Raw genomic sequence first — 24,334 nt, 5'->3', positions numbered from 1 at the left:
GCCGTACGACCGTACGCGGCGCACGCCACCGCCGGCGCGCCGCCCGCCGCCGTGTACGCCCCGCCGGCCACGGCTGCTACGGCCGCCACGCCACCCGGTGCTCGTTCAGGTGGGCCAGCACCGAGTGGTTCGCCTCCCAGCCGTCCGGGAACTTGACCGTGACGCCCAGCTGCACGGGCTCCGCCGACGGGTGCTCGTCCAGCAGCTCCGCCACGCCCGCCCGGCAGACCACGATGCAGGCGTGCCGGTGCCGCGAGGCCAGCACGCACAGCCGGCCCGTCTCCAGGTGGAAGGCGGTCGCGTCGGGGCGGCCGGAGAGCGGGTGCAGGAAGACCGTGACGTCGAACTCCCGGCCCTGGAGCCGGTTGGCGGTGTCCACCGCCACCCCGCCGACGCCGAGCCCGGCCAGCGCGGCCCGTACGGCGGCGGCCTGGTCGCGGTGGGCCGTGCCGACCGCTATCCGGGCGGCCGTCAGCGGCGCGGGGTCGGGGCCGCGCTCGCTGGTCGCCGCGCCGCCCCGGTCCAGCAGCCGCCGCACCACCCGGGCGATGGCGTGCACCGCCTCCGGGTCCGTACGCGGGGTGTGGCGGGCGGGCAGTTCGAGCAGGCCCCAGCCGGACTCGGCGGCCTCGTCCAGCACGCGGTCCACGCCCGAGCCGTCGGAGGGCACACCGAAGGCGAGCCGCCGGTCGCCGTGGTCCGTGCCGCTGCGGAACGGCGTGTACGGGTAGAACGCGTCGGAGACCAGCCGCGCGGCGGAGGCGGGCAGCCGCCACGACACCGGCAGCCGGTGCTGCGGCAGCCCGGGGTTGTGCGCGAGCAGGGTCGTCACGGCGCTGGCCGACGGGTCGTAGGCGAGCCCGGCCCACTGGTCGGCACCGACCACGCTGAACGGGTCCAGCTGCCCCGGGTCGCCCACGAACAGCGCCCGCTCGAACAGGCCGCCGACAGCGAGCAGCGCGTCCGAGCGCATCTGGTACGCCTCGTCCACGATGGCGTGCTGCCACGGCTCGTCCACCTTCGTGTAGGCCCACTTGGCGGCCGTCGAGACGACGATGTCCAGCCCGGCCAGGTCGGCGACCTTGGCCGACGTGCGCACGGCGGGCAGCTCCGCGAGCGCCGGGTCGAACGCGCCCGGCTCGCTGCTGTGCAGCCGGCCCACCGGCAGCTCGGGATCCTTCTCGGCGATCCGCAGCACCAGGTCGTCCACCTGCGCGTTCGTCTGCGCGACGATCATCAGGGGGCGTCCGGCCGCGGCCAGTTCGCGGGCCGCCCGCACCACCAGCGTGGACTTGCCCGCGCCCGGTGGCGAGTCGACGACGACGCCGCGGTGTGTGCCGTGCAGCGTGCTGCGCACGATCGCGTCGGTCGCCTCGGCGGCGGCGGCACCGGGGTCGAAGGGCGCCGCGCCCGGCGCGTGAGACGCCGGGCCGTCCGGCCGCCGCGCGGCGGGCACCTCGGGGCGCGGGGTGCGGGCCTCGGTCACAGGAAGTCCTCCGCGGTGACGGGGTCGGGCAGGTCGGCGGGGCGTACGCCGGCGTCGGCCGCGGGCGGCCCGCCGTGCGTCCACGGCGTGTCCTCGGGGTCGGGCAGCTCGGGGCCGCCGCGCGGCTGGTGCTCGAACAGGGTCCAGCACACTCGGTCGCCCACCTCGGGGACCGAACCCGGCTCCGGGGTCTTCCCGCGCCCCATCCCGCCGGTCAGCCGGACGGTCAGCCCGCCGGGGCCGTCCGGCGCGTACGCGACGAACTCGGCGGGCTGGCTCCTGCCTTCCGGCAGCGGGCGGTAGAGCTTGCCGCCCTCGGTGAGCTGCGGCCGGTCGTCCGTGCGCAGCGTCACCAGCGGGCGCGGCATCGGCCGCCTGCCCTCGGAATACGCCATCTCGACCCCGGTCACCTCGCCCACCAGGGCCTCTCCCGCGAGCCGCCGGGCCGCCATCACCAGCGGGTCGTCCAGCGCCTCCTGCGCGTCCAGCTGCGCCTGGGCGGTCTCCCGGGAGGAGAGCTTCTGCGCGGCCGTGATCGCGTCGTCCCGCTTGGGCTGCGGCGGCTCGCCGGCCCGTACCCGGTCGCGGTGCGCGGTGTAGGACCAGCGGTCGCGCTTCCAGCGGTCGGCCACCCGCGCGCCCTCCGGCAGCGCCCGCAGCAGGTCGATGCCGTGCCACACGGCGTCCCAGGTCGGGCGCAGCTGGCTCTCGACCAGGTCGCGCACCTCGTCCTCGGCGCCGGGCAGCCCCGCGTCGTACCGGGCCATCGCGGGGGCGAGGCGCTTGTTGTCGAAGGCGGGGTCCGTGGCCGGGCCGGCCGGCGGGCACAGCAGCTGGCCCGCCGCGTCCCGTGCCGACTCCGCGCGCTGCGCGGCCGCCGCGCCGTGCTCGCCCCGCGGAGGGTCTATCCAGGCGAGCAGCGCTCCCAGGTGCTGGTCCTCCAGGTTGCTCTGGCCGGTCGCCCAGTGGCGGGCGAGCAGTCCGGTCATCGGCAGCAGCAGGCTCGCGCCGGGCACCCGGGCGCGCTCGCCGAAGTGCGTGAACCAGCGGCCCAGCAGGGGCACCTGGGGCGGCGCCGGGTGCGGGGTGTCCGGTTCCTGTTCGGCGGTCCTGCGAAACCGCATCGACCGGCCCAGCAGCCGGACGTACGCCACGCCCGCCGCACTCGGCACGATCACCTGCGGCGCGTCGGCGCACAGCTCGACCTCGACCGGCACCTTCCTGCCCGTCTCCGGGTCGGTCTCCTTGCGCTCCTCCAGGTCGACGGTGTCCGCGTACCCGTCCACGTACGGCAGTACGGACTCGGCCAGTTCGGCGAGGAAGGCGAACCGCAGGTCACGGTCGCGCGGCTGGGGCACCGTGAGCAGCAGCGGCTTCTCGCGGTCCGTGCCGACCAGCGCGCCCAGCGGCGCGCCGGCCTCGCCCGAGGTCGTCAACGGGACGAAGACCAGCGGCCGTTGGGACAGATGCCGGTGCCGGACCGTCGTCAGCGGCTGGGCGCGGCCTGCCGCCACGGCCTCCATCCTCGCGAGCACCTCGGTCAACGGCATGCCGGCACCTCCTCGGGGCCCTCGGCCGGGCCCTCGCCCGGGGCGCCGCACCGGGCGGCGGCCAGCGCCTCGGCGCGCAGCGCCGCCGCCCGGCGCAGGGCCTCGGCGGCGGGCGCGTCGGGGGAAGCACCGTCCTGGGGCGAACCGGCCCCGGCGCCCGCCTCCGCCAGCACCTCCTCGACGGTCCGCAGGCCGCCCAGCTCGCCGCGCACCCCGCGGCCCAGCGACTCCACGGCGCCGGCGGCGCGCGCCCGTCCCCGGCAGTGGAAGGCCAGCTCGCAGGCGGCCAGGCACTCGGGTGCGTACGCGGCGTCGACCGCGTCGACCGCCTCGGCCAGCTCGTCGGCGGGCCGGGTCGCCGTCTTGCCGTCGTCCGCGAGGCGCAGGTCGAAGGTGGTGCCGGACGGGAGCCGGCCCGCGATCTCCTCGACCTTGGTCAGGCGCTGCAACTGGCGCCGGGTCGTCGCCAGTTGCTTACGGATGTCGACCGCCTCGGCGGTGGGCAGGTTCGCGAAGTCCTTGGGGCAGACCAGCAGCACCCGGTCCCGGACGGTCACCGCACGGCCCGTGCCGGCGTGCACCTGCCCGGCCACCCGCTGCAACGCCAGTACGTAGACGGCGGCCTGCCGGGCCGCGGCGCCCACCTTGGCCGGGTCGGCGGCGCCGTCGATCATCGGGAAGGACTTGATCTCCACGACGGTCCAGCCGCCGTCCGGATGCACCACGACCGCGTCCGGCTCCAGGTAGGCGGGCGAACCGGCCACCTCAAGGGTGAGCAGGGGGTGGTCCAGCAGGGTCCAGCCCCCGGCGGTGGCGGCGTCGCGCAGGGCCAGGGCCGTACGGGCCGCGCGGCCCTCGGGACCGGCGGCGGACAGGTCGGGAACGGCCACCCGGCCGGGCTCGGGTGCCTCGGCGCCGCCGCCCATGCGCTCGTGCAGCAACCGCATCAGGTCGGCGCCGCCGTCCGCCTTGACGCGGGCCTCGAAGGCGTTGCCCCGGGACAGGGCGAACTGCGACTGGCCGAAGGGCGCGGGCGAGCCGAGGGCGCCCGCCAGCGCGGCCTTGTCGATCCCGGCGCCGTCCAGCAGCGCGCGGCGGCGGCAGCCGGGGTTGGCGGCCAGCGCGGCGAGCGCGCGGGCGTCCAGCGGCCGCGGCCGCACACCGGGGCCGCGCAGCTCACCGAGCCGCTGCCGCAGCCCCGTCGTCGGCCGTGGCGGCGCGGTCGGCTGCTCCGGCGGCCGGTCGGCCGCGGCGGGTCGGCTGTCGCGGTATACGTTCACCCGCGGAAGTCTCGCATCCGCCACTGACATCCGCGTGCGTACCGGGCGCCCCGCCGGCCCCGGACCGCCCGCGTACGCGGTCCGCGGCCCGCAGCGCGGGGCGGGTCAGCAGCAGGCCCAGCACCATCACGGCCGTACCGGCCAGCGCGTCGAGCAGGTAGTGGTTGGCGGTGCCCATCACCACCAGCACGATGAGCAGCGGATACGCCACCCCGAGCGCCCGCGTCAGCCGCTTCCGGCCGAGCTTCCACAGGACCACGCCGCACCACAGCGCCCAGCCCACATGGAGGCTGGGCATCGCCGCGAACTGGTTCGTCATGCCGCCGAGCCCGCGCGGCGCGCTCGCGTCCCCGCCCCACCAGCCGTACGAGGAGAACCGCGCCATGGTGTCGGCGAACCCGCTGCCCGCGTCCAGGAGGCGCGGCGGCGCGGTCGGCAGCAGCGTGAAGCCGACCAACCCGATGAGGGTGGCCAGCATCAGCCAGGTGCGCAGCGCCCGGTACCGCTCGGGCCGCCGGTGCCACAGCCATACGAGGACCGCGGGCGTGACCAGGTAGTGCAGCGAGGCGTACGCGAAGTCGGCGGGTATGCCGAGGGCGGGGGTGGCGGTGAAGAGACGGTTCAGCGCGCGCTCCGGGTCGAGCCGCAGCAGCTCCTCCCACCTGAGGATGGTCTGCCCGTGCCCGGTGGCGGTGTGCGCGTCGCCACGCGCCACGAGCCGGCCGGCGGAGTAGGCCACGTACACGAGGGCGAGCAGTGGCAGTTCCGTCCACCAGCGGGGCCGGCTGCCGGTTGCCGCGGGGCGGCGCGCTGCGGCGTCCATCCTGGTCGTTCTCCAACGTGAGCAGCCCGTGACCGATCGGCTGCGGGCGTGGTGCGAGGGGTGCGCGGCGCGGCGCGGCACCCGACGGCGCGAAAGACGCCGACCCTCAACCGTACGCTGTATAGCTGACTGGTGCGACCGGGGGAGGGGCACCGCCGGGTGCCGGGGGCATGCGCGATGATGGAGCGGACGGACTCGTTCAAAGGTGAAGCGCCAAACGGCGGCAAGAGTCGAGCAACAAGAGCCCTGAAATGGGCTCCGAGGACGGAAAAGCCGAGCAATCGGCCAGAGGTATTCCCCATGGCACCGCGCATTCTGCTGGCCCGGCACGGGCAGACGGAGTGGTCCCTCTCCGGCAAGCACACCGGTCATACGGACATTCCGCTCCTGGAGGAGGGCCGCCGCGGCGCCAAGCTCCTGGGCGAGCGGCTGCACCGCGCGCCCTGGGACGGGCTGCCGGACGTCGAGGTCCGCACCAGCCCCCTGGCGCGCGCGAAGGAGACCTGCGAGCTGGCCGGCTTCGGCGACCGGGCGCAGGACTGGGACGCGCTGATGGAGGTCGACTACGGCGCGTACGAGGGACTGACCCCGGCCGAGATCAAGGCCGGCCGCCCGGACTGGCTGATCTGGCGCGACGGCGTCCCCGAGGGCGAGACGCTGGCCGAGGTCGCGGCGCGGGCCGACGAGGTCGTCGCGTGGGCGCGCTCGGCCGACCGGGACGTGCTGGTCTTCGCGCACGGCCACATCCTGCGCTCCCTGGGCGCCCGCTGGCTCGGCCTGGACGTCTCCTTCGCCGCCCGCATCCGCCTCGAACCGACGTCCCTGTCGGTGCTGGGCTGGGCGTACGGGGAGCCGGCGATCGAGCGCTGGAACGACACCGGCCACCTGGGCTGACCCCCGCCCTCCCGGCGCGGGCCCCGCGCCGGCCCGCCTCTCAGGCCGTATGCGCGCCCGCCCGCTGCCCCACCCGGCCGCCGGCCGCCTGCCGCGCCCCCTTGCGGCCCGGCGGCCGGGCCGCGGTGTACCGGTCCAGGAACGCGCCGACCTCGTCGTCCCCGTTCCCGGCGCCGCGCCGGTACGGCCGCAGCGCCCGCGCCGTCGCGTCCAGCATCGTCCGGATACGGGCCGACCGGACGTCCTCCAGGAGCACGAGCACCCGCGTCCCGGCCGCCGCCGCCTCCTCCGGGGCCCGGCTGTGTGCGAGGTCACCCGCCAGCTCCGCGGTGAACAGGGCGATGTTGCGGGTGAAATGCGGGTCCTGGAGCGCCACCGCCCGGCGCGCGTTCGCCGCCGCGCGCCCTTGCTCGCCCAAGGCCGACCAGCACTGCGCCTCCAGGCCCGCCAGCTCGGCCTCCCCGTAGAAGGACATCCACTCCGGGTCGCGGTCGCACGGCCCCCCGGCGAAGAGCCGCTGCGCCCGCAGCAGCGCCCGCTCGCAGTTGCTGCGCTCGCCCAGCCCCGCCCAGCCGCCCGCCTCGCGCAGCGCCAGCAGCGACAGCAGGCGCGGCGACCCCGACTTCTTGGCGGCCTGCTGGGCGGCCTGTGCCGCGCGCACGGCCTCCCGGGGGCGGTTCGCGTCACGCGCCAGAAACGCCGTGTTGCAGAACGCGTGCGCCTCCAGGGCGGCGTCCCCGGCGACCCGGGCGGTGGCCAGCGCCTCGGCGTAGTGCGAGCGCGCGTCCCCGAAGCGGCCCGAGTCGTGCGCCAGCCAGCCCACGGAGATGGCCAGTTCGCCCGCGCCCGCGTGCAGGCGGTCGCTGACCGACCGGCGGTGCACGCCGGCGTCCAGCAGTTCGTACGCGGCGCGCAGCGGCTTGGCGGCGCGCCGGTACAGTCCCTCGCCGCCGTGCCGGTCGTCCAGCAGCCGGATGCGGCGCACCGCCTCCTCCACCGCCGCCGCCTCGCTCTCACCGGCCCGGCCGCGAGCGCCGGGTACGCGGGGCGCGGCGGCGGCCTGCGGGCTGAACGGGGGCAGCGCGGTGAGCCCCAGTGCGGCGGCCGGGCCGCCGGTGATGAACGCGCGGCGCAGCACGTCGCTCTCCTTGCCGGTCTGGATACACGAATCGCGGTGGCCGGGCCCGGACGTGCCCGCGGCCGGCGGCCCGTTGCCCGCTGCCGTACGGGCCTTGCGGCCGCGTACCGTCTCGCGCGGCGCGAACCCCAGGTCGCCGAGCGTGAGCCCCGGGAACATGTGGCGGAACACCCGTTCGTAGGCGTAGTTCGGGCACCGGATCTCCCCGGCCTCGACGCGGCCCACGTACCGGGCGTCGCACGCGACCTGTTCGCCGATCTCGCGGGCGGCCCGGCGCACCGCCGCGGCGAACTCGCCCGGTGACAGCCGGCCGCGCAACTGCCGGAAGGCGGTGTTCGGCTGTGCGGGAACATCCCGGGACGACACTGATCTCGCGGTTGGCGACGCCATGGCAGACCCTCCGAGCCCTCTCCGTGGCAGTACCGCGGCCTGGCGGTGCGGCGCGACGACCGTACTAGCTGTGACCCACCCGACACGCAGGGTTTGGCTACAAAACGGATATCTCACGCACGATCCGCCATGAACTGCCATTCTTTGCGGCGTGACACCGCCGTAGCCGTTGACGTGTCCGGACGTTGAACAGGAGGCAAAGGGAGCGGCGCGTGCGAGGAGGGGTTTTCCGTGTGGGAGACCGGCGTGGGCAACGGCGTCAACACCGCCCTGGGCGGCGAGGCGGGTACGGACGGCGCGGCGCACGGCGGCGTCATCGGGCGCGCCGGCCATGCGGCACACACCAACGGGCGGCCCGCCAAGGCCGGTTCGGCGGCGGACCGGCGCTGGCCCTCCGCGGAGCGCAGCGTGCTCCCCGAAGCGCCCAGGACCTGCGACCTGGTGACCGTGCCGGCCCGCCAGGGCCTGGAGGCGGTCGACATCCTGCGGCTGCGCGACGGCGTCGGCCCGGTCCTGCACGACGGCGCCTGCGACACCCTCGGCTTCCTGGTGCCACCGGGCACGGCCGACGGCTGGGACCTGCCGGGCAGCGCCTGTACGCAGACCTACCGGCGCGCGAGGGCGGACGACGGCGCCGACGGCACCCCCGCCGAGCCACCCGTCACGGGCACCGACTGGCTGGTGGCCCCGGAAGGGGCGTACGGCGCGTCCACCGACCCCGCCGTCCTGCGCGCGGCCCTCGGCGAGGCGGCCCGCACGATCGAGGCCGTCGACCGCTGCCGGTGAGCCCCGCTCCCTGCCCGCCCCTCTGCCCGGCCTGACCTGGGAATACGCGGCATACTGGAGGGATGGCGAAAAGCAGGCGCGGCCGGTCCCGTACGGGGCCCGAGGCCGTGGTGGAGACCGTGGACGGCGGCGTGGCCGAGTTGCGCCCCGACCGTGACCGGCCGCGCGGCTGGACCCTCCTCATCGACGGCGCTCCGCAGTCGCACGTGGACCTGGACGACCCGACGTACCTGGACTTCGTGTACCAGCGCAGGCTCGGCCACATCGTCGATCTCGCCGCGCCGCCCGGCAGGCCCCTCCAGGTGGTGCACCTGGGCGGCGGCGCGCTGACGATGGCGCGCTACGTCGCGGCCACCCGGCCCCGCTCGACCCAGCAGGTCGTGGAGATCGACGCGCCGCTGGTCCAACTGGTCCGCCGCGAGCTCCCCTTGGACGGCGGCTGGCGGATCAGGGTGCGCGGCGCGGACGCGCGCGAAGGGCTCGCCAAGATCCCGGACGGCTGGGCGGACCTGGTCGTCGCGGACGTGTTCGGCGGCGCTCGCACCCCTGCCCACCTGACCAGCGCCGAGTTCGCGGGGGAGGTCGCACGGGCGCTGCGGCCCGGCGGCTGGTACGCGGCGAACCTCGCGGACGGCCCGCCGCTGGCCTTCGTGCGGGCGCAGGTCGCCACGGTCCGCACCGTCTTCCCCGAGGTGTGCCTGACCGCCGATCCGGCCGTCCTGAGGGGCAAACGCTTCGGGAACGCCGTCCTGCTCGCCGCCACCGGGGAGCTTCCGGTCGCCGAACTGACCCGGCGGGCCGCCACCGACCCGCAGCAGGGCCGCGTCGAACACGGGCGCGCCCTCCTGGACTTCACCGGGGGAGCGCAGCCGGTGACGGACGCGACCGCGGTGGCCTCCCCGGCCCCGCCGCCCGCCGTCTTCAAGTGAGCGACGAGCGCCTCACGTTGCGTGGCTGTCCGTCTGGACCACCGGTGCGTGCCCGTTCCACGCGCAGATCACCGACACGTGGCCGGCGCCGCCCGTGAAGTCGACCCGGATCCAGGTCTCCTGCTTCCACACCTGCATCTGCCAGCCCGCGTCCGGGGTGGCCGACACCAACTGGGCGGACGCGGTGCCCATGTCGAGGACCACCCGGCCGCCCGCGGTGGCGTAGCTCTGGACCGAGCCGCTCGTGGCGGGCGAGGTGCCGCCGGGCGACGGATGCCGGCCGGGTCCCGCGGCGTTCCCGCCACCGCCGGGTCCGCCGCCTGCGGACTTGGGCGGTTCTGCCGGTTTACCGGGCTTCCCCGGGCGGGCGGAGGCGGAACCGGACGGTTTGGGCCGGTGCGTGGAGGAAGCGCGCGGCGTGGCGCCGTCGTCGGTTCCGGCAGGTCCGGGCGGCGCGCTGTCGGACAACGGGAGCGCGCGCGGCGGGTCGTACGCCGTGCCGGCCAGCACGGTGTGCACGCCGAACCACGACAGGGTGACGGACGCGCCTGTCGCCAGCGTCCAGGCTGCCGTGTGAACCAGTCCTCTGCGCATCCGGCTCATACTGCACCACGCGCCGGAGGCGGTCAGCGGGACGGAGAGGAGTCCGCGGTGTCAACCCCGGGTTCTCCGGTGTCAACCTCAGGTAAAGAAAAGCACTCGAATGGCGTACGGTGCCGCCCATGGCAAGTGTGCTCGTCGTCGAAGACGACCAGTTCGTGCGCTCGGCTCTCATCCGGCATCTGACCGAGGCGTCCCACACGGTGCGCAGCGTCGGTACGGCGCTGGAGGCGCTGCGCGAGGTGGCCCACGTCGGCTTCGACGTCGTCATCCTGGATCTCGGCCTGCCCGACCTGGACGGGGCCCAGGCCCTGAAGATGCTGCGCGGGATCACCGACGTACCCGTGATCATCGCCACGGCGCGGGACGACGAGGTCGAGATCGTCCGGCTGCTGAACGACGGCGCCGACGACTACCTCACCAAGCCCTTCTCGGTGGAGCACCTCTCCGCCCGGATGGCCGCCGTGCTGCGCCGCTCCCGGGGCGGCGTCACCCCGGGCGGCGAGCCGCCGTCCCGGATGCTCCAGGTGGGCGGCCTGTGCATCGACCCGCTGCGCCGACAGGTCGAACTGGACGGTACGGCGCTCGACCTGACCCGGCGCGAGTTCGACCTGCTGGCCTTCCTCGCCGGCCGCCCGGGCGTCGTCGTACCCCGCAGGGAACTGCTCGCCGAGGTCTGGCAGCAGTCGTACGGCGACGACCAGACCATCGACGTCCACCTCTCCTGGCTGCGCCGCAAACTGGGCGAAACGGCCGCGCAGCCGCGGTATTTGCACACCCTGCGCGGAGTGGGCGTGAAGCTGGAGCCACCGCTGTGAAGCCGGCGCGGGCCGTGGTCCCCTGGGAGCCGGCGCCGTGAGATGGGCCCTGGTCAAGGTGTGCCTGGCCGTCACCGCGATGGTCGTGGTGGCCTTCGCCGTACCGCTCGGGCTCGTCGTCAAGGAGATGGCCAAGGACCGCGCGTTCTCCAACGCCGAGCGGCAGGCGGCCACCATCGGCCCCGTCCTGGCCATCACCACCGACCGCGCCCAGTTGGAGCGCGCCGTCGCGAGCGCCGAGACCGGGCCCGGCGGCGGTGTCGGCGTCCATGTGCCGGCGGACAGGAAGGGCGCGCCGCCCGCCGAGATCGGCTCGCGGCGGGCCAGGGCCGAGGACGTCGAGGCCGCGCGCGAACTCGGCCGCGCCTCCATCGCCCCGGCGCCCGGCGGGTCGGTGCTGCTCCAGCCCACCGCGGTCGCCTCCGGGATCGCGGTGGTCGAGGTGTACGTGCCGGACGCGGCGCTCACCAACGGCGTCGGTACCTCGTGGGCGGTGCTCGCGGGGGTCGGCCTGGCGCTCGTCGTCGGCTCGGTCGCCGTCGCCGACCGCCTCGGCACCCGTATGGTGCGGCCCGCCGAGCGCCTCGCGGGCGCCGCCCACGACCTCGGCAAGGGCAGGCTCGGCGTACGGGTCAGGGAGGACGGCCCCAGGGAACTCCGCTCGGCCGCCGCCGCGTTCAACGCGATGGCCGACCAGGTCGTCCAGCTCCTGGCCAACGAACGCGAGCTGGCCGCCGACCTCTCGCACCGCCTGCGCACGCCGCTGACCGTGCTGCGCCTGAACGCCGCCTCGCTCGGCGAGGGGCCGGCGGCCGACCAGACGCGCGAGGCGGTCGCCCAACTGGAGCGCGAGGTCGATCAGATCATCCGTACCGCGCGGCAGCAGAGGGCGCACGCACAGCAGGCGGCCGCGGCGGCCGGCTGCGACGCGGCCGAGGTGATCCGGGAGCGGATGGACTTCTGGTCGGCGCTCGCGGAGGACGAGGGGCGCACGGTGCGCGTCGCGGGCGCGGACCGACCGGTACGCGTCCCCGCCGCGCGCCCCGATCTCGCCGCCGCGCTGGACGCGATGCTGGGCAACGTCTTCCGGCACACTCCCGAGGGCACCGCCTTCGCGGTGGACGTGCACAACGCCGAGGACGCGGTGATCGTCCTGGTGTCGGACGCCGGGCCCGGCATCGCCGACCCGGACGCGGCCCTGCGGCGCGGCCACGGGGACGGCGGGGACGGCTCCACCGGGCTCGGCCTGGACATCGTGCGGCGCCTCGCCGAGTCGACCGGCGGGGACGTGCGCATCGGGCGGTCCGTGCTGGGCGGCACGGAGGTACGGGTGTGGCTGGCGCTGGACGGCGCACGCACGGCGCGGGCGGGACGCCGCCGGCGCGCCGGGCACCGCCTGCGCCGTCGGCTGGGCCGGCGCCTGGGCCGGTCGCGGGGGCGGCGCGCGGCCGGCCGTACCCAGGCGAGCGGTGAGTGAGCGGGCCCGCACTCCCTGCCGTACCGGTCGGCTGCCGCGCTTAACCGGTCCCTTCCGGTCCCTTAAGGCCGCCCTAAGCCTTGCGACTGCCGCCCTGTAACAGGCTTTTGTCCGTTTGCTGCTCGCTAGCGTGCGGGACGCACCACCGCACTTCCGTCCCCCACGACGAACAGGCAGGCACGACATGAGTTCCTCGGCACACCGCCGCCGCATGAGCCGCAAGGCCAAGCTGATCAGCACGGCCTCGGCCGCCGCGCTGGCGGCGGGCGGCGCCTTCGCCGTCACCGGTTCGGCGCAGGCCACCAGGGCGCCGGAAGCCGGTACGACGGCCAAGGCCGGCGCTGCTGCCTTCTCCCCGTACGTCGACACCTCCCTGTACCCCGCGTACGACATGGCCGACACCGCGAAGAAGACCGGCGTGAAGACCTTCAACCTCGCCTTCGTCACCTCCGGCGGCGGCTGCGAACCCAAGTGGGGCGGCTCGGGCACGCTCGGCGACGACGCGGTGGCCAAGCAGATACCCGCCCTGCGCAAGGCCGGCGGCGACGTGCGGGTCTCCTTCGGCGGCGCCAACGGCTCGGAGCTGGGCCTGGCCTGCAAGTCCGCGGGCGAACTGGCCACCGCGTACGGCAAGGTCGTCGACCGGTTCGCGCTGACCAAGGTCGACTTCGACATCGAGGGCGGCGCGCTGCCGGACGCCGCCGCCAACGCCCGCAGGGCCCAGGCCATCACCCAGCTCCAGAAGAAGCACCCCGGCCTGGACGCGTCCTTCACGCTGCCGGTCATGCCCGAGGGCCTGACGCAGGACGGCGTGAACCTGGTCGCCGACGCCAAGAAGAACGGCGTGAAGATCTCCGCGGTGAACATCATGGCGATGGACTACGGCGCCTCCTACGACGGCGACATGGGCGCGTACGCCATCCAGGCCGCCACCGCCACGCAGAAGCAGCTCAAGAAGACGCTCGGCCTCGGTGACGCGGCCGCCTGGAAGACCGTCGCCGTGACGCCGATGATCGGCGTCAACGACGTGCAGAAGGAGGTCTTCAAGGTCGACGACGCCCGGGAGCTGGTGGAGTTCGCCCGGTCCAAGCACCTGGCCTGGCTGTCCATGTGGTCCTCGACGCGGGACAAGGCGTGCCCCGGCGGACCTCAGAACTCGGCGCAGCCGACGTGCAGCTCCATCACGCAGGGCGCGCTCGATTTCACCAAGGCGTTCGGCACGTACAAGGGCTGACGCCCCGTGCGGAGCCACCCCCTGGCGGGACACAGCGGCCACCCCCCACCGCTGTGTCCCGCCGCCTTTACGGGGCGGTCGCATCGGGGCCCAGGGCGGGCAGCGCGTTGGCGCGCGCGACGTCCGCGTACCAGTGCGCGCTCGCCTTCGGCGTACGGGCCTGGGTGGTGAAGTCCACGTACACCGCGCCGAACCGCTTGCCGTAGCCGTACGCCCACTCGAAGTTGTCCAGCAGCGACCACTGGAAGTAGCCGCGCAGGTCGGCGCCCTCGCTGAGGGCACGGTGCGCTGCGGCGAGGTGGGAGTGGAGGTAGGCGATGCGGTCCCGGTCGTGCACCGCCCCCTCGGCGTCCGGCCGGTCGTCGCAGGCCACGCCGTTCTCCGTGATGAACAGGGGCAGGCCGGGAGCCTCCCGGCGGCAGCGCATGAGCAGGTCGTAGAGGCCGGTCGGGTCGATGGACCAGCCCATCTCCGTGCGGTCGCCCGGCGGTTGGTGGAAGGCCACCCGGTCGGCCCCTGGCCAGGGCGAACGAGCCCCGGCGCCGTGCCCGTCGTGCCGCGGCACCGGGGCGTTGTCAGTGCTGCCTGATACCAATGTCGGTGTGTAGTAGTTGATGCCCAGCGCGTCGAGGGGGTGCTTGATGACGGCGAGATCGCCATCGCGGACGAAGGACCAGTCGGTGATACGCGCGGTGTCCGCGAGAAGATCGGCGGGGTACGCGCCGCGCAGCAGGGGCCCGGTGAAGATACGCGTCGCCAGTGCGTCGATCTGCCGCTGGGCGTCCAGGTCCCCGGGCGCGTCCGAGCGGGCCCGCACGGCGGCCGGGTTGAGGCTGATCATGACCTGGCCGCGGGCGGGCAGCGCGGCGCGCAGCGCCTGGGCGGCGAGTCCGTGCGCGAGGTTGAGGTGGTGGGCCGCGCGCAGGGCCGCCTCGTGGTCGCTGCGGCCCGGCGCGTGCACACCGGACCCGTAGCCCAGGAAGGCGCTGCACCACGGCTCGTTGAGGGTGGTCCACCACTCGACGCGGTCGCCGAGCGCCTCGGCGACGATCGCCGCGTAGTCGGCGAAGCGCTGCGCGGTGTCCCGGTGCGGCCAGCCGCCTCCCGAGGCGGAGCCGCCGTGGATGTCGGCCTCCAGCTCCTGCGGCAGGTCCCAGTGGTAGAGGGTCAGCAGCGGGCGGATGCCGTGGGCGAGCAGGTCGTCGACGAGACGGCGGTAGAAGTCGAGCCCGCGCTGTACGGCCGGTCCGCGGCCGGTCGGCTGCACCCGCGGCCAGGAGACGGAGAAGCGGTAGGCGCCGAGCCCGAGGGCGGCCATCAGCTCGACGTCCTCGTGGCGCCGGTGGAAGTGGTCGACGGCGACGTCACCGGTGTCGCCGCCGGCGACCTTGCCGGGGGTGTGGCTGAAGGTGTCCCAGATCGACGGGGTGCGGCCGCCTTCGCGGGCGGCGCCCTCGACCTGATAGGCGGCGGTGGCCGCACCCCAGAGGAAGCCGGGCGGGAAACGGAGGGGGCTGGACATGGCGGTACTCCCGTTCACGAGGGCGCTGTGCACGGCGCGGGCCGTGCGGAGCGCGTGGCGCGAGTGGTGCGTGCGGTGCACGTGGTTGGCGAGGGTGGTCCGGCCCGTACGGACGCCCGTACGGGCCCGCGGGAGCGGCGCGGCGGCTCACGGGTCAGCCCTTGACCGCGCCCTGCATGATCCCGCCGACGATCTGCTTGCCGAACAGGACGAAGGCGACGAGCAGCGGCAGGGTGCCCAGCAGCGCGCCCGCCATGATCACGGACTGGTCGGGGATGTAGCCGCGGCCGAGGCCGGTCAGCGCGACCTGCACGGTCGGGTTGCCGTTCTGCGTCAGCGCGATGATCGGCCAGAAGAAGTCGTTCCACGCCTGGACGAAGGTGAGCAGCCCCAGCACCGCCATCGCCGGCCGGGCCGCGGGGAAGACGACGTGCCACACCACGCGCCAGCTGTTCGCGCCGTCCGTTCGCGCCGCCTCGACCAGCTCGGTGGGCAGCGCCTGCACCAGGTACTGCCGCATGAAGAAGACACCGAAGGCGCTGACGAGGGTCGGCAGTATGACGGCCTGCAACTGGTCGGTCCACTCCAGCTCGGCGATGGTCATGAACAGCGGTACGACGCTGAGCTGCGGCGGCACCATCATCGTGCCGATCACCAGCAGGAGGAGCAGGTTCTTCGCCCGGAAGCGGAGCTTGGCGAAGGCGAAGCCGGCGACGGTGGAGAAGACCACCGTCCCGACCGCGATCGTGGTGGCGACCACCGTGGTGTTGAGCAGGGCGGCGCCCATGTTGGCGTCGGTCCAGGCCGTACCGAGGTTCTTCAGCAGGTTCCCGCCGAACCAGAAGGGCGGCGGGGTCTCGGCGAGCCGCGTGTTGTTGCGGGAGGCGGCGACGGCTGTCCACAGCAGCGGGAAGAGCGAGCCCGCGGTGAAGAGGACCAGCACCGCGTAGGTGATCTTCCCGCCGTGCAGCTGCCGGCCGGCGCGTCGTGCCGTCATGGCTTCTCCTCACTGGTCGGCGCGCAGCCGGCGGGCGATCAGCGCGTTGACCGCGGCGATCACCAGCAGGATCAGGAACATGGTCCAGGCGATGGCCGAGGCCCGGCCGAGGTGGAGGTTCACCCACCCCTGTTCGTACAGGTACAGGCCCAGCGTCTGGTACTGGTGGTCGGCGCCGCCCGAGGCCCCCGCGCTGCCGCTGAACAGCAGCGGCTCGCCGAACAGCTGGGTGGCGCCGATCGTCGAGACGACGCAGGTGAAGAGGATCGTCGGGCGCAGCGAAGGGACGGTGACGTGCCGGAACTGCTGCCATCTGGACGCCCCGTCGAGCGCCGCGGACTCGTACAGGTCCTGCGGTACGGCCTGCATGGCGGCCAGGTAGATCAGCGCGTTGTACCCCGTCCACCGCCAGATGACGATCGTGGAGACCGCCAGCTTGGCGCTCCACGGACCGTTCTCCCAGTCGATCCCGTCGATGCCGACCGTGCCCAGCAGCCAGTTGACCATCCCGTAGTCGCGCCCGAAGAGCAGCACGAACACCAGCGTCGCGGCGGCGACCGAGGTGGCGTACGGCGTGAGCACCGCCACCCGGAAGAACATGGAGCCGCGCAGCCGGTAGTTGAGCAGGTGCGCGATGCCCAGCGCCATCAGCAGCTGCGGGACGGTGGAGACGACGCCGATCACGAAGGTGTTGCCGAGGGCGTTCCAGAAGAAGTCGTCGCCGAGCAGCCGGGTGAAGTTGCGCAGCCCGGCCCACTCCATGTCGGTGGGCGCGGTCAGCTCCACCCGGTGCAGGGCGGCCCACCCCGTGTACAGCAGTGGGAAGAGCCCGAAGACGGCGAAGAAGAGGAAGAAGGGCGCGATGTAGGCGTACGGGCTCCAGCGCAGGTCCCGGCGGTAGCGGCGGCTGCGCCGCTCCGCCGCCGAGCGGCGGGTTCGGCCGGCCACGGCTCACTGGTCCAGCGCGTTGTCGATCGATTCGACCGCCGCCCGCCAGCCCTCTTCCGGCGTCTTGCCCTGCTGGTCGACCTGGAGGACGCCCACGTCGGTGATGTTCTGGTTGACGGTCAGGTCCTTCGGGCCGAGCACCTGCGTGGGGATGCCCTCGGCCGCCGCGGCGAAGATCCTTCCGATCGGCGCGTTCCCGAAGTACGGGTGCTTGGCGCCCGCCACCTGGGGCAGCGCGTACGCCGCCCGCGCGCTGGGGAAGCTCGCCTGCTTCGCGAAGAGCTTCGCCTGCTGTTCGGGCGCGGTCAGCCAGGCCGCCAGCTTGACCGCCTCGCTCTTGTGCCGGCCCGCCTCGGGCACGGCCAGGAAGGAGCCGCCCCAGTTGCCCGGTTTGGGCGCGGCGGCCACGTCCCAGGCGTCCTCGCCCTGCTTTCCGGACTTCTCCTTGATGTAGCCGAGCATCCACGGCGGGCAGGAGACCGTCGCGAAGCGGCCGTTGGCGTACGCCTGGTCCCACGACTTCTGGAACTGCTGCAGCCGGGCGGTCATCTTCCCCGTCGCCGCGCGCATCGCCGCGTCCCACGCCTGCCGCACCGACGGGCTGTCCTTGTAGACCAGCTTGCCGCTCTTGTCGTAATAGCGTTCCGCGCTGCTGGAGAGCACCGCGTTGTAGACGCCGGCGGCGGAGTCCACGAAGGCCGTGCCGGCCGGGGCCTTGGCCATGTACCGCCGGCCCGTGTCGAGGTACTTCTTCCAGTCGCCCGCCCACAGTGCGGCCACCGCGTCCCGCTCGGTCGGCAGCCCGGCCTTGGCGAAGAGGTCCTTGCGGTAGCAGACCGCCATGGGCCCGATGTCGGTGCCCAGGCCCACGGTCTTGCCGCTCCGGTCCGTCGCCTGCGCCCACTTCCAAGGGATGAAGTCGGCCTTGCGTACGGCCGGCGCCTTCGAGAGGTCGACCAGCTTGCCCGCTTGGGTGGCGGTGACCTCGGCGATGTTGTTGACCTCGATCGCCTGGATGTCGGCGAGCCCGCTGCCGGTGCTCAGATGGGTGAGCAGCTGCGGGTAGTAGTTCTCGTTCCGTTCGATGGAGGTCTCTTTGATCGTGACGTCCGGATGCAGTTTCATGTACGCGTCGTAGAGACCGGCCTGTTTGTAGCCGAAGACGCCGAAGACGCCGACCGTCACGGTGGTCTTCCCCGCGCCGCCGCCCGGCGACCCCGACGCGCCGGGCCGGTCGCTGTCCTCGGCGCAGCCGCCGAGCAGCCCGGCCCCGAGCACGGCGGCGGCCACGCAGGCCACGGCGCGTCTACGGGTGCCGCGGATCGTTGTTCGCATTGCGTCTCCTCCTGGTGCCCTGCCGACCTCGGGTGCGGGAATCGGGGTGTCCAGTACTGTGGGAGCGCTCCCAGTCGTGATGAAGTGAAGGGTCGCCGTTCCCCCGGAGCGTGTCAAGGGATCGCGCGCCAACGCCCTTGCGGCGGTTCGTTGTTGAATGTGGGGACAGGGGCCCGGGCAAGCGGAGGCGACGATGACACCAGGCGGACGGCGAGGGGGCAGCCGGCCCACTCTCGAACAGGTCGCCGCGCGCGCGGGCGTCGGCCGCGGCACGGTCTCCCGCGTGATCAACGGCTCGCCCAAGGTCAGCGAACGGACCCGGACCCTGGTGCAGCAGGCCGTCGCCGACCTCGGCTACGTCCCCAACCGCGCCGCCCGCGCCCTGGCGGCCAACCGCGCCGACACCGTCGCCCTGGTCGTACCGGAAACCGAGACCCGGCTCTTCGCCGAGCCCTACTTCTCCGGCATCATCCGCGGCGCCGGCGGCGAACTGGCCGACCACGACATGCAGTTGCTGCTCACCCTGATCCGCACGTCCAAGGAGCGTCGGCGGTTCGCCGACTACCTGGCGGGCCACCGGGTGGACGGGGTGCTGCTGGTCTCCGTACACGGCGACGACCCGCTGCCCGACCTGCTGGCGGGCATGGCGATACCGACGGTTCTCAACGGCCGCCGCTCGGCCGGGGAGACGGCCGCGTACGTGGACTCCGACAACGCGGGCGGCGCGCAGGCCGCGGTGGAGCACCTCATCGGCCGCGGCCGGCGCCGGGTCGCCACCATCGCGGGGCCGCCCGACATGTACGTGGCCCACTGCCGCCTGGACGGCTACCGGCAGGCCGTGCGCGTCGCGGGCCGCCCCGAGGACACCGGCCTGATCGCGCACGGCGACTTCACGGAGGAGGGCGGCCGCCGCGCCATGCGCGAACTGCTCGCCCGCCGCCCGGCGCTGGACGCCGTCTTCTGTGCCTCGGACGTGATGGCGGCGGGCGCCCGCCGGGAACTGCGCGAGTCGGGCCGCCGTATCCCGGACGACGTGGCCCTCGTCGGTTTCGACGACTCCGCGATCGCCCGCCACATGGACCCGGCGCTCACCAGCGTCCGCCAGCCGATCGAGGAGATGGGGCGGGCGATGGCGCGCCTGCTGATGGAGCAGATCGCCGGTGGCGGCGGGCCGGCCTCGCGCGTCCCCGCGGCCCCGTCCGGCACGCACCTGGTGCTACCGACCGAGCTGGTCCGCCGCGCCTCGTCCTGAGGGCACGCATACGGAACCGGCCCCGGCAGGCGCGCGAGCCCGTGCCCGAGCGCGAGCACGCGAACGGGAGGGGCGTACACGAACCGCCGCCCCTCCCGCCCGTTCCCCGCCCCGGCTACAGGGCCGGATACGCGTTCTTCAGCAGCTCCCGGAACTGTGCCGGGAACCAGTGCCCGGCCAGCGGCGCGTCCGGCAGCGCCCCCGACCGGTGGTAGTTGTTGCGCGGATTGCCCTCGTACGCCGGGTCACACATCCGGTCGAAGCCCTTGCCCTCGTCGTTGGGGATCGCCGTGCTCGAACCGTCCGACTCGCCCGGCGGCTTCATCCACACGTACGCGTCGATCCCCGCCGCCGGGGCCGTCCGCGGGCGCTCGCCCAGCCCCGCCCCCGCCTGGTTGCACCAGTTGCCGACGTGAATCCTGCGGTCGTACCGGCCTCCGTCCACGAACGCGTCCACGTTCGTGCGCGGCCCGGGGCCCGCGGGCCGCGCGCTGCCGCCCCAGCCGTTGCGCGAGGTGTCGATCAGCATGCCGACGTCCGCGCGGAACCCGGCCCGCACCGCTTCTTGCCGGAACGCCTGGGCGAACGACTGCTCGTCGGCGTAGCGGTTCCAGTCCACCCACTTCGACTCGCGCACCGAACGGCCCGCCACGCTGTCGCCGAGGGAGAAGTTCTGCTCCTTCAGCGCGCTGTAGTTGGCTGTGTTGGTGATGAAGCCGTGCACTTTGTCGACCGTGCTGCCCTCGGCCGTGGCGGCTTGGTGCAGCAGCCGCGCCGAGGCGCCGAAGTTGTCGTCCCAGCCGATCCAGCCGTGGTGCCCGGCGTCCACGTAGTTGTAGACGTTGGGGACCGCGCCGAGCTTGTTGAGCGCGTACCCGACGCCTTTCACGTAGTTGCCGTTGGCGAGCATGGTGTCGCACTGCGGCGTGGCGGTGGCGCGCCCGCCCGTGTTGGTGACGAGGTTGGGCAGCGAGTCGATCTCGACGGTGGTCACGATGCGCAGCGACGCGTACTTCGGGTCGGCGAGGACGGCGGCGATGGGGTCGATGTAGCGGGTCTTGTACGCGTCGATCTCCGTCGGGCCCAGTTCGCCGTTGGAGGCGAGCGCCGCGCAGTCCCGCCCCGGCAGGTTGTAGATCACCAGCTGGACCACGAGCGGTTTGCCCGCCGCCTGGCGCAAGGCGGTGTCCAGGTGACCGCGCAGCCCCATCGTGCCGCCGGTGCCGCCGATCGCCGCGATGCGGTCGAGCCAGACGCCGGTGGGCTGCCCGGCGACCTTGCCGCCGCCCGGTTCGGCCGCGGCCTTGGCCGACCACTCCGGGTTCACGTACACCCCGGCGCCCGCGTACGGATTGTCGACGCGTGCGGCCGGAGCCGCGTGGGCGGTGCCGGGCAGGGTGTTGGCGGCCCCGGCGGCGACCAGCAGCGCGCAGGCCGCGAGCGCGGCGGCGCGTACGGTCCGGACGGGCCGGGGTGGGGTGCAGGAACGGTCCTGCTGTCGTGCGGGAAGCTGTTCAGCGGTGCGTCTCATGTGCGGGTCGTCCTTTCTCGGTGGGGAAAATGACGTGCCTTGAGAGACCGGCGCGAAGTGACGTGTTTTGAGAGACCGGCGCCCTGCCAGATCAGCGCCCTGTCAGATCAGCGCTCTGTCAGTTCAGCGCTCTGCCGGATCAAGGGACCTGCCCGGCAGCCGGCCCGGCTTCACGAAGCCGCAGCCGCAGCCCGGCTCAGCGCCCGCAGGCGGTCGCGCAGCCCGGCGCCGTACGCGGTGGGCGTCCCCGCGTAGTCGCGGATCAGCGCGGGACCGGCCGCGCAGTCCCAGGTGTTCCAGGTCCAGCCCAGGTACGAGGCCCGGCGCCCGTCCAGCCACCGCATGGCGCGGTCGGTGAAACCGTGCGCGCAGGTGTTCTCGCCGATCTCGCCCGCGACGAGCGGTACGCGGTCGGCGACCGGGCCCAGCGTGCGGGCCCAGCAGTTCTCGTCGGCGCAGGCGTTGAAGTTGTAGCCGTGCCAGGCGGCGGCCAGGTTGCCCGCCGGGTCCTTCGGCGCGTACGCGAGCCACCGGCCGAGGTCGTTGGCGTACGCGAGACCGCCTGCCAGCACCGGGTTGCGGGCGCCGGTGGCGCGGACGGCGTCCAGCAGCGTCTGCATGCCGGCGACCTCGTAACCGATGCCCGGGCAGTTTCCGCCGTCCCGCCAGCAGGCCCACGCCCGTTCGGTGTCCGGCACGGCCCGGTCCGGGTACGGCTCGTTGAACAGGTCGAAGACCACCTCGGGCGCACCCTTGAAGGCGGTGGCGACCGAGGACCAGAAGGCGGGGGAGTAGCGCCGGTCCGGCATGGGCTTCTGGCAGCTCGCGTGCTCGTCGGCGCAGCCGGCCGAAGGGCCGGTGTAGCGGCCGTGGCTCCAGTGCAGTTCGAGGACCGGCGTCAGGCCGTGGGCCGTGAGCCGTCGTACGTAGTCGCGTACCGCCGAGGTGTAGGCGGCGCCCGCGTACCGGGGGTCGATGTTCGCCGTGCCGAGCCAGCACTCCTCGTTGAGCGGTACGCGCACGGCGTTGGCGCCCCAGCCCGCGATGGCCGCGACGGACGCGTCGTCCACCGGCCCGTCGAAGATCCCGCGGCCCTGTACGCAGGAGAACTCGGCGCCGGAACGGTTCACCCCGAGCAGGCGGCGCTCGGCACCGCCGGAATCGGCGAACCGGTTGCCCGCGACATGCAGCCGGGGTGGCGGCGCCGCGGCGGAATCGGCGGACGCGGGCGGCGTGGCGGAAACGGCGGGGGCGGACGGCGCGGCGCCCGGAAGCGCGAGCAGCGCGGCCACCGCCAGGGCGTACCAACGTACGGGTCTGCGCATGAGCGACTCCTCGGATCGTGCGCGGGCGCTGCGGCCCGCGACGGATGGAATCGCTCCCACTGGTTGCTCGGAGGCTAGTGCCAACTGCCCGGGAAGAACAGGGGAGTTCCGGAACTGGGCGTACCAAGTGCGGCGTCACGTCCGCGACGCCTCCCCCTTGACGGACCGCCCGCCCGTCCCGATGCTTGGGAGCGCTCCCACTGGTATAGCGGAATCCCCGCGGCCCCGGCGCCCCCTGATCACGCCGGGCCGCGCACCTCCGTACGGAAGGAGATCGGCGTACTGCCCGTGCGGTGCTGGAAGAACTTCGCGAAGTTCGCGGCGTCGGCGAAGCCGAGGCGTACGGCGATCCGGGCCGCGGTCTGGTCCCCGTGGGCCAGCAGGCGCTTGGCCTCCAGCACCACGCGGCGGTCGATGAACTCCTTGGCGCCCACCCCGGCGGCGGCCGCGGTCGCGCGGGAGAGGGTGCGGGGCGAGTAGCCGAGCGCCCGCGCGTAGTCCTCGACGCGGCGGGTGCGCGTGAAGCCGCGCTCCACCGCGTCACGGAAGCGCAGGAAGGTCTCACCCGCCTCGCAGACGCCGTCCCCGTCCCGTGCGGCCCCGTCCCGTACGGCTCCATCCCGTACGTCCCCTTCCCGCGCACCCCCTGCGGGCGCCGACAGCCGGGAGGCCCGCAGCACCAGTACGGCCAGCAGGTGCCGCAGCACCTCGATGTGCAGTTCCAGCGGCAGGCCGCGCAGGGCGCCGAATTCCTGGTGGAGGTGGCGCAGGGCGCTGTCCACCGCCTGCGCCTGTGCCCCTTCCGGGTGATGCACCGCGGGGCCGAACCAGTCCTCCAGACGGGCTGCGGCCGCCGTGGCCGAATCGAGGAACCCGGACTCGAACAGCACCAGCCGGCCCTCGGCCTCCGACAGGTCGCCGAAGTGGTGGACCTGTCCTGGACGCACCCACATCCAGTCATTCACGGACAGCTCATACTTTCGGAAGTCCACCGTGTGCCGGAGCCGCCCCCGGTCCACCACGAGCAGGTGATGGAAGTCGGGACGGTGCGGCACGGCGAGGGCGCAGGTGTCCGCGCGTCCGCGCAGCTCGGCGAGGGTCAGCACCTCCACCCCGGCCGGCCGCCCGGCGGGCGCCGTGAACGCGACCGCCGGGATGCTCTCCCCGCCGTCTTCGGAAGCGTGTCGTTTTTTCACCATCAGTGGTCCTGTGCCTACCCCGGTATGTCCCGCTAGTGCCTCTAGCGTAGAAGACGTCAGCGCGGCTGATGACGGAAAAAGGGAAACCCAGAGCGCGCCCCGGCAGGGGTACAGGAGAAGTGAAATGTCCAAGATTGCGATTTTCGGAGCCAACGGCACCATCGGCAGCCGCGTCCTCGACGAGGCGCTGCGCCGCGGCCACCAGGTCACCGCGGTCGTCCGCGACCCCGCGAAGATCTCCAAGACCGACCCGAACCTGACCGTGATCACCGGCGACATCCTCGACCCCGCCTCCGTCGCGGCGGCGGCGCAGGGGCAGGACGTGCTGGTCAGCGCGGTGGGCGGCGGTGACGGGCCGGGCCACATCGCGACGATCAAGCCCGCCGCCGAGGCCCTGGTCACCGGCCTGCGCACCCTGGGCGAGGACGCGCCCCGGCTGGTCACCGTCGGCGGCGCCGGCTCGCTCCGCAAGCCGGACGGCACGCAGGTCTGGGACGCCGAGGGCCTGCCGGAGTTCCTGCTCCAGATCATGCACGCGCACGGCGACGCGCTGGACTTCTACCGCACCGTGACGGACGTGCGGTGGACCAACGTGAGCCCGGCCGCCCTGATCGAGCCCGGCGAGCGTACGGGCACCTACCGCACCGCCCTGGACGACCTGGTCACCGACGCGGACGGCACCAGCCGGATCTCCGCCGAGGACTACGCCGCCGCCCTCCTCGACGAGATCGAGAAGCCGCAGCACGTCGGCGAGCGCTTCACCGTCGGCTACTGAGCCGCCGCCCGGACGGTCGGGGCCCGAACGGACGGCGCCCCGACG

21 protein-coding genes are annotated in these 24,334 nt (G+C 74.0%); 8 read left to right on the top strand and 13 right to left on the bottom strand.

Features of this window, described 5'->3' with window-relative positions:
• Positions 1–76: 76 nt before the first annotated feature.
• The 4 genes from ACH4K4_RS10010 to ACH4K4_RS09995 are packed head-to-tail and all read right to left on the bottom strand — an operon-like array spanning position 77 to position 5,139.
• The gene (locus tag ACH4K4_RS10010) at positions 77–1,456 is read right to left on the bottom strand and encodes an AAA domain-containing protein (protein WP_398166328.1); all 1,380 of its coding nucleotides are present in this window, start codon (positions 1,454–1,456) and stop codon (positions 77–79) included.
• A 26-nt stretch (positions 1,457–1,482) separates the two neighbouring features.
• Positions 1,483–3,036: a hypothetical protein gene (locus tag ACH4K4_RS10005; RefSeq protein WP_398166130.1), complete on the bottom strand. Its 1,554-nt coding sequence runs from the start codon at positions 3,034–3,036 to the stop codon at positions 1,483–1,485.
• The gene (locus ACH4K4_RS10000) at positions 3,027–4,316 is read right to left on the bottom strand and encodes a hypothetical protein (protein WP_398166129.1); all 1,290 of its coding nucleotides are present in this window, start codon (positions 4,314–4,316) and stop codon (positions 3,027–3,029) included. Before ACH4K4_RS10000 ends, ACH4K4_RS10005 begins: the two co-directional genes overlap by 10 nt.
• On the bottom strand, positions 4,213–5,139 hold the full coding sequence (locus ACH4K4_RS09995) for a phosphatase PAP2 family protein (RefSeq protein ID WP_398166127.1): 927 nt from the start codon (positions 5,137–5,139) through the stop codon (positions 4,213–4,215). Before ACH4K4_RS09995 ends, ACH4K4_RS10000 begins: the two co-directional genes overlap by 104 nt.
• A 300-nt stretch (positions 5,140–5,439) precedes the next feature.
• Between ACH4K4_RS09995 and ACH4K4_RS09990 the strand changes: the two genes are divergently transcribed.
• The gene (locus tag ACH4K4_RS09990) at positions 5,440–6,033 is read left to right on the top strand and encodes a histidine phosphatase family protein (protein WP_398166125.1); all 594 of its coding nucleotides are present in this window, start codon (positions 5,440–5,442) and stop codon (positions 6,031–6,033) included.
• A gap of 40 nt (positions 6,034–6,073) precedes the next feature.
• Here ACH4K4_RS09990 and ACH4K4_RS09985 read toward each other — a convergent pair whose 3' ends face one another.
• Positions 6,074–7,561 carry a tetratricopeptide repeat protein gene (locus ACH4K4_RS09985; RefSeq protein ID WP_398166124.1) on the bottom strand — a complete coding sequence of 496 codons (1,488 nt, stop codon included), beginning with the start codon at positions 7,559–7,561 and terminating at the stop codon, positions 6,074–6,076.
• A gap of 231 nt (positions 7,562–7,792) precedes the next feature.
• Between ACH4K4_RS09985 and ACH4K4_RS09980 the strand changes: the two genes are divergently transcribed.
• The gene (locus ACH4K4_RS09980; RefSeq protein WP_398166123.1) at positions 7,793–8,347 is read left to right on the top strand and encodes a hypothetical protein; all 555 of its coding nucleotides are present in this window, start codon (positions 7,793–7,795) and stop codon (positions 8,345–8,347) included.
• Positions 8,348–8,409: 62 nt separating this feature from the next.
• Positions 8,410–9,276: a spermidine synthase gene (locus ACH4K4_RS09975; protein ID WP_398166121.1), complete on the top strand. Its 867-nt coding sequence runs from the start codon at positions 8,410–8,412 to the stop codon at positions 9,274–9,276.
• Positions 9,277–9,288: 12 nt separating this feature from the next.
• Here ACH4K4_RS09975 and ACH4K4_RS09970 read toward each other — a convergent pair whose 3' ends face one another.
• Complete coding sequence (locus tag ACH4K4_RS09970; protein ID WP_398166120.1) at positions 9,289–9,870, bottom strand: hypothetical protein; 582 nt, start codon at positions 9,868–9,870, stop codon at positions 9,289–9,291.
• Between the two features lie 128 nt (positions 9,871–9,998).
• Between ACH4K4_RS09970 and ACH4K4_RS09965 the strand changes: the two genes are divergently transcribed.
• The 3 genes from ACH4K4_RS09965 to ACH4K4_RS09955 all read left to right on the top strand — a co-directional run bounded on the left by ACH4K4_RS09965 (position 9,999) and on the right by ACH4K4_RS09955 (position 13,405).
• Positions 9,999–10,694, top strand: coding sequence for a response regulator transcription factor (locus ACH4K4_RS09965; RefSeq protein WP_398166119.1), 696 nt, complete (start codon positions 9,999–10,001; stop codon positions 10,692–10,694).
• Positions 10,695–10,731: 37 nt separating this feature from the next.
• Positions 10,732–12,171, top strand: coding sequence for an ATP-binding protein (locus ACH4K4_RS09960; protein ID WP_398166118.1), 1,440 nt, complete (start codon positions 10,732–10,734; stop codon positions 12,169–12,171).
• A 184-nt stretch (positions 12,172–12,355) separates the two neighbouring features.
• Positions 12,356–13,405: a chitinase gene (locus ACH4K4_RS09955; RefSeq protein ID WP_398166116.1), complete on the top strand. Its 1,050-nt coding sequence runs from the start codon at positions 12,356–12,358 to the stop codon at positions 13,403–13,405.
• Positions 13,406–13,472: 67 nt separating this feature from the next.
• On the opposite strand, the gene ACH4K4_RS09950 is transcribed toward ACH4K4_RS09955, so the two are convergent.
• From ACH4K4_RS09950 to ACH4K4_RS09935, 4 genes are all read right to left on the bottom strand, one after another.
• Positions 13,473–14,927 carry a GH1 family beta-glucosidase gene (locus tag ACH4K4_RS09950; RefSeq protein ID WP_398166115.1) on the bottom strand — a complete coding sequence of 485 codons (1,455 nt, stop codon included), beginning with the start codon at positions 14,925–14,927 and terminating at the stop codon, positions 13,473–13,475.
• Between the two features lie 154 nt (positions 14,928–15,081).
• Positions 15,082–15,924 carry a carbohydrate ABC transporter permease gene (locus ACH4K4_RS09945; protein ID WP_398166113.1) on the bottom strand — a complete coding sequence of 281 codons (843 nt, stop codon included), beginning with the start codon at positions 15,922–15,924 and terminating at the stop codon, positions 15,082–15,084.
• A gap of 9 nt (positions 15,925–15,933) precedes the next feature.
• The gene (locus tag ACH4K4_RS09940; protein ID WP_398166112.1) at positions 15,934–16,872 is read right to left on the bottom strand and encodes a carbohydrate ABC transporter permease; all 939 of its coding nucleotides are present in this window, start codon (positions 16,870–16,872) and stop codon (positions 15,934–15,936) included.
• A gap of 3 nt (positions 16,873–16,875) precedes the next feature.
• Positions 16,876–18,207: an extracellular solute-binding protein gene (locus tag ACH4K4_RS09935; protein ID WP_398166111.1), complete on the bottom strand. Its 1,332-nt coding sequence runs from the start codon at positions 18,205–18,207 to the stop codon at positions 16,876–16,878.
• 193 nt (positions 18,208–18,400) lie between these two features.
• Here ACH4K4_RS09935 and ACH4K4_RS09930 point away from each other — a divergent pair, with 193 nt between their 5' ends.
• Complete coding sequence (locus ACH4K4_RS09930) at positions 18,401–19,459, top strand: LacI family DNA-binding transcriptional regulator (protein ID WP_398166109.1); 1,059 nt, start codon at positions 18,401–18,403, stop codon at positions 19,457–19,459.
• 115 nt (positions 19,460–19,574) lie between these two features.
• On the opposite strand, the gene ACH4K4_RS09925 is transcribed toward ACH4K4_RS09930, so the two are convergent.
• From ACH4K4_RS09925 to ACH4K4_RS09915, 3 genes are all read right to left on the bottom strand, one after another.
• Positions 19,575–20,990, bottom strand: coding sequence for a glycoside hydrolase family 6 protein (locus tag ACH4K4_RS09925; protein WP_398166107.1), 1,416 nt, complete (start codon positions 20,988–20,990; stop codon positions 19,575–19,577).
• A 170-nt stretch (positions 20,991–21,160) separates the two neighbouring features.
• A complete protein-coding gene (locus ACH4K4_RS09920) occupies positions 21,161–22,315 on the bottom strand; it encodes a glycoside hydrolase family 5 protein (protein ID WP_398166105.1) in 1,155 nt (384 codons plus the stop codon).
• Between the two features lie 239 nt (positions 22,316–22,554).
• Entirely contained in the window at positions 22,555–23,514 is a 960-nt protein-coding gene (locus ACH4K4_RS09915; protein ID WP_398166103.1) for an AraC family transcriptional regulator, read from the bottom strand.
• Between the two features lie 124 nt (positions 23,515–23,638).
• On the opposite strand from ACH4K4_RS09915, the gene ACH4K4_RS09910 reads away from it, so the two are divergent.
• On the top strand, positions 23,639–24,289 hold the full coding sequence (locus ACH4K4_RS09910) for an NAD(P)-dependent oxidoreductase (RefSeq protein WP_398166102.1): 651 nt from the start codon (positions 23,639–23,641) through the stop codon (positions 24,287–24,289).
• Positions 24,290–24,334: the final 45 nt, after the last annotated feature.

The sequence above is a fragment of the Streptomyces sp. NPDC017529 genome (assembly GCF_044329785.1).
Taxonomy (GTDB): domain Bacteria; phylum Actinomycetota; class Actinomycetes; order Streptomycetales; family Streptomycetaceae; genus Streptomyces.
The sequence above is the reverse complement of the archived record's forward strand: the minus strand, read 5'-3'. Positions and strand labels throughout refer to the sequence as shown.

Coding starts and splice junctions, on each gene's coding strand:
- ACH4K4_RS09970 (WP_398166120.1), bottom strand. CDS start 9,870: ATGCGCAGAGGACTGGTTCACACGGCAGCCTGGACGCTGGCGACAGGC.
- ACH4K4_RS10005 (WP_398166130.1), bottom strand. CDS start 3,036: ATGCCGTTGACCGAGGTGCTCGCGAGGATGGAGGCCGTGGCGGCAGGC.
- ACH4K4_RS09910 (WP_398166102.1), top strand. CDS start 23,639: ATGTCCAAGATTGCGATTTTCGGAGCCAACGGCACCATCGGCAGCCGC.
- ACH4K4_RS09965 (WP_398166119.1), top strand. CDS start 9,999: ATGGCAAGTGTGCTCGTCGTCGAAGACGACCAGTTCGTGCGCTCGGCT.
- ACH4K4_RS09915 (WP_398166103.1), bottom strand. CDS start 23,514: ATGGTGAAAAAACGACACGCTTCCGAAGACGGCGGGGAGAGCATCCCG.
- ACH4K4_RS09955 (WP_398166116.1), top strand. CDS start 12,356: ATGAGTTCCTCGGCACACCGCCGCCGCATGAGCCGCAAGGCCAAGCTG.
- ACH4K4_RS09985 (WP_398166124.1), bottom strand. CDS start 7,561: ATGGCGTCGCCAACCGCGAGATCAGTGTCGTCCCGGGATGTTCCCGCA.
- ACH4K4_RS09925 (WP_398166107.1), bottom strand. CDS start 20,990: ATGAGACGCACCGCTGAACAGCTTCCCGCACGACAGCAGGACCGTTCC.
- ACH4K4_RS09995 (WP_398166127.1), bottom strand. CDS start 5,139: ATGGACGCCGCAGCGCGCCGCCCCGCGGCAACCGGCAGCCGGCCCCGC.
- ACH4K4_RS09990 (WP_398166125.1), top strand. CDS start 5,440: ATGGCACCGCGCATTCTGCTGGCCCGGCACGGGCAGACGGAGTGGTCC.
- ACH4K4_RS09935 (WP_398166111.1), bottom strand. CDS start 18,207: ATGCGAACAACGATCCGCGGCACCCGTAGACGCGCCGTGGCCTGCGTG.
- ACH4K4_RS09920 (WP_398166105.1), bottom strand. CDS start 22,315: ATGCGCAGACCCGTACGTTGGTACGCCCTGGCGGTGGCCGCGCTGCTC.
- ACH4K4_RS09930 (WP_398166109.1), top strand. CDS start 18,401: ATGACACCAGGCGGACGGCGAGGGGGCAGCCGGCCCACTCTCGAACAG.
- ACH4K4_RS09975 (WP_398166121.1), top strand. CDS start 8,410: ATGGCGAAAAGCAGGCGCGGCCGGTCCCGTACGGGGCCCGAGGCCGTG.
- ACH4K4_RS09950 (WP_398166115.1), bottom strand. CDS start 14,927: ATGTCCAGCCCCCTCCGTTTCCCGCCCGGCTTCCTCTGGGGTGCGGCC.
- ACH4K4_RS09945 (WP_398166113.1), bottom strand. CDS start 15,924: ATGACGGCACGACGCGCCGGCCGGCAGCTGCACGGCGGGAAGATCACC.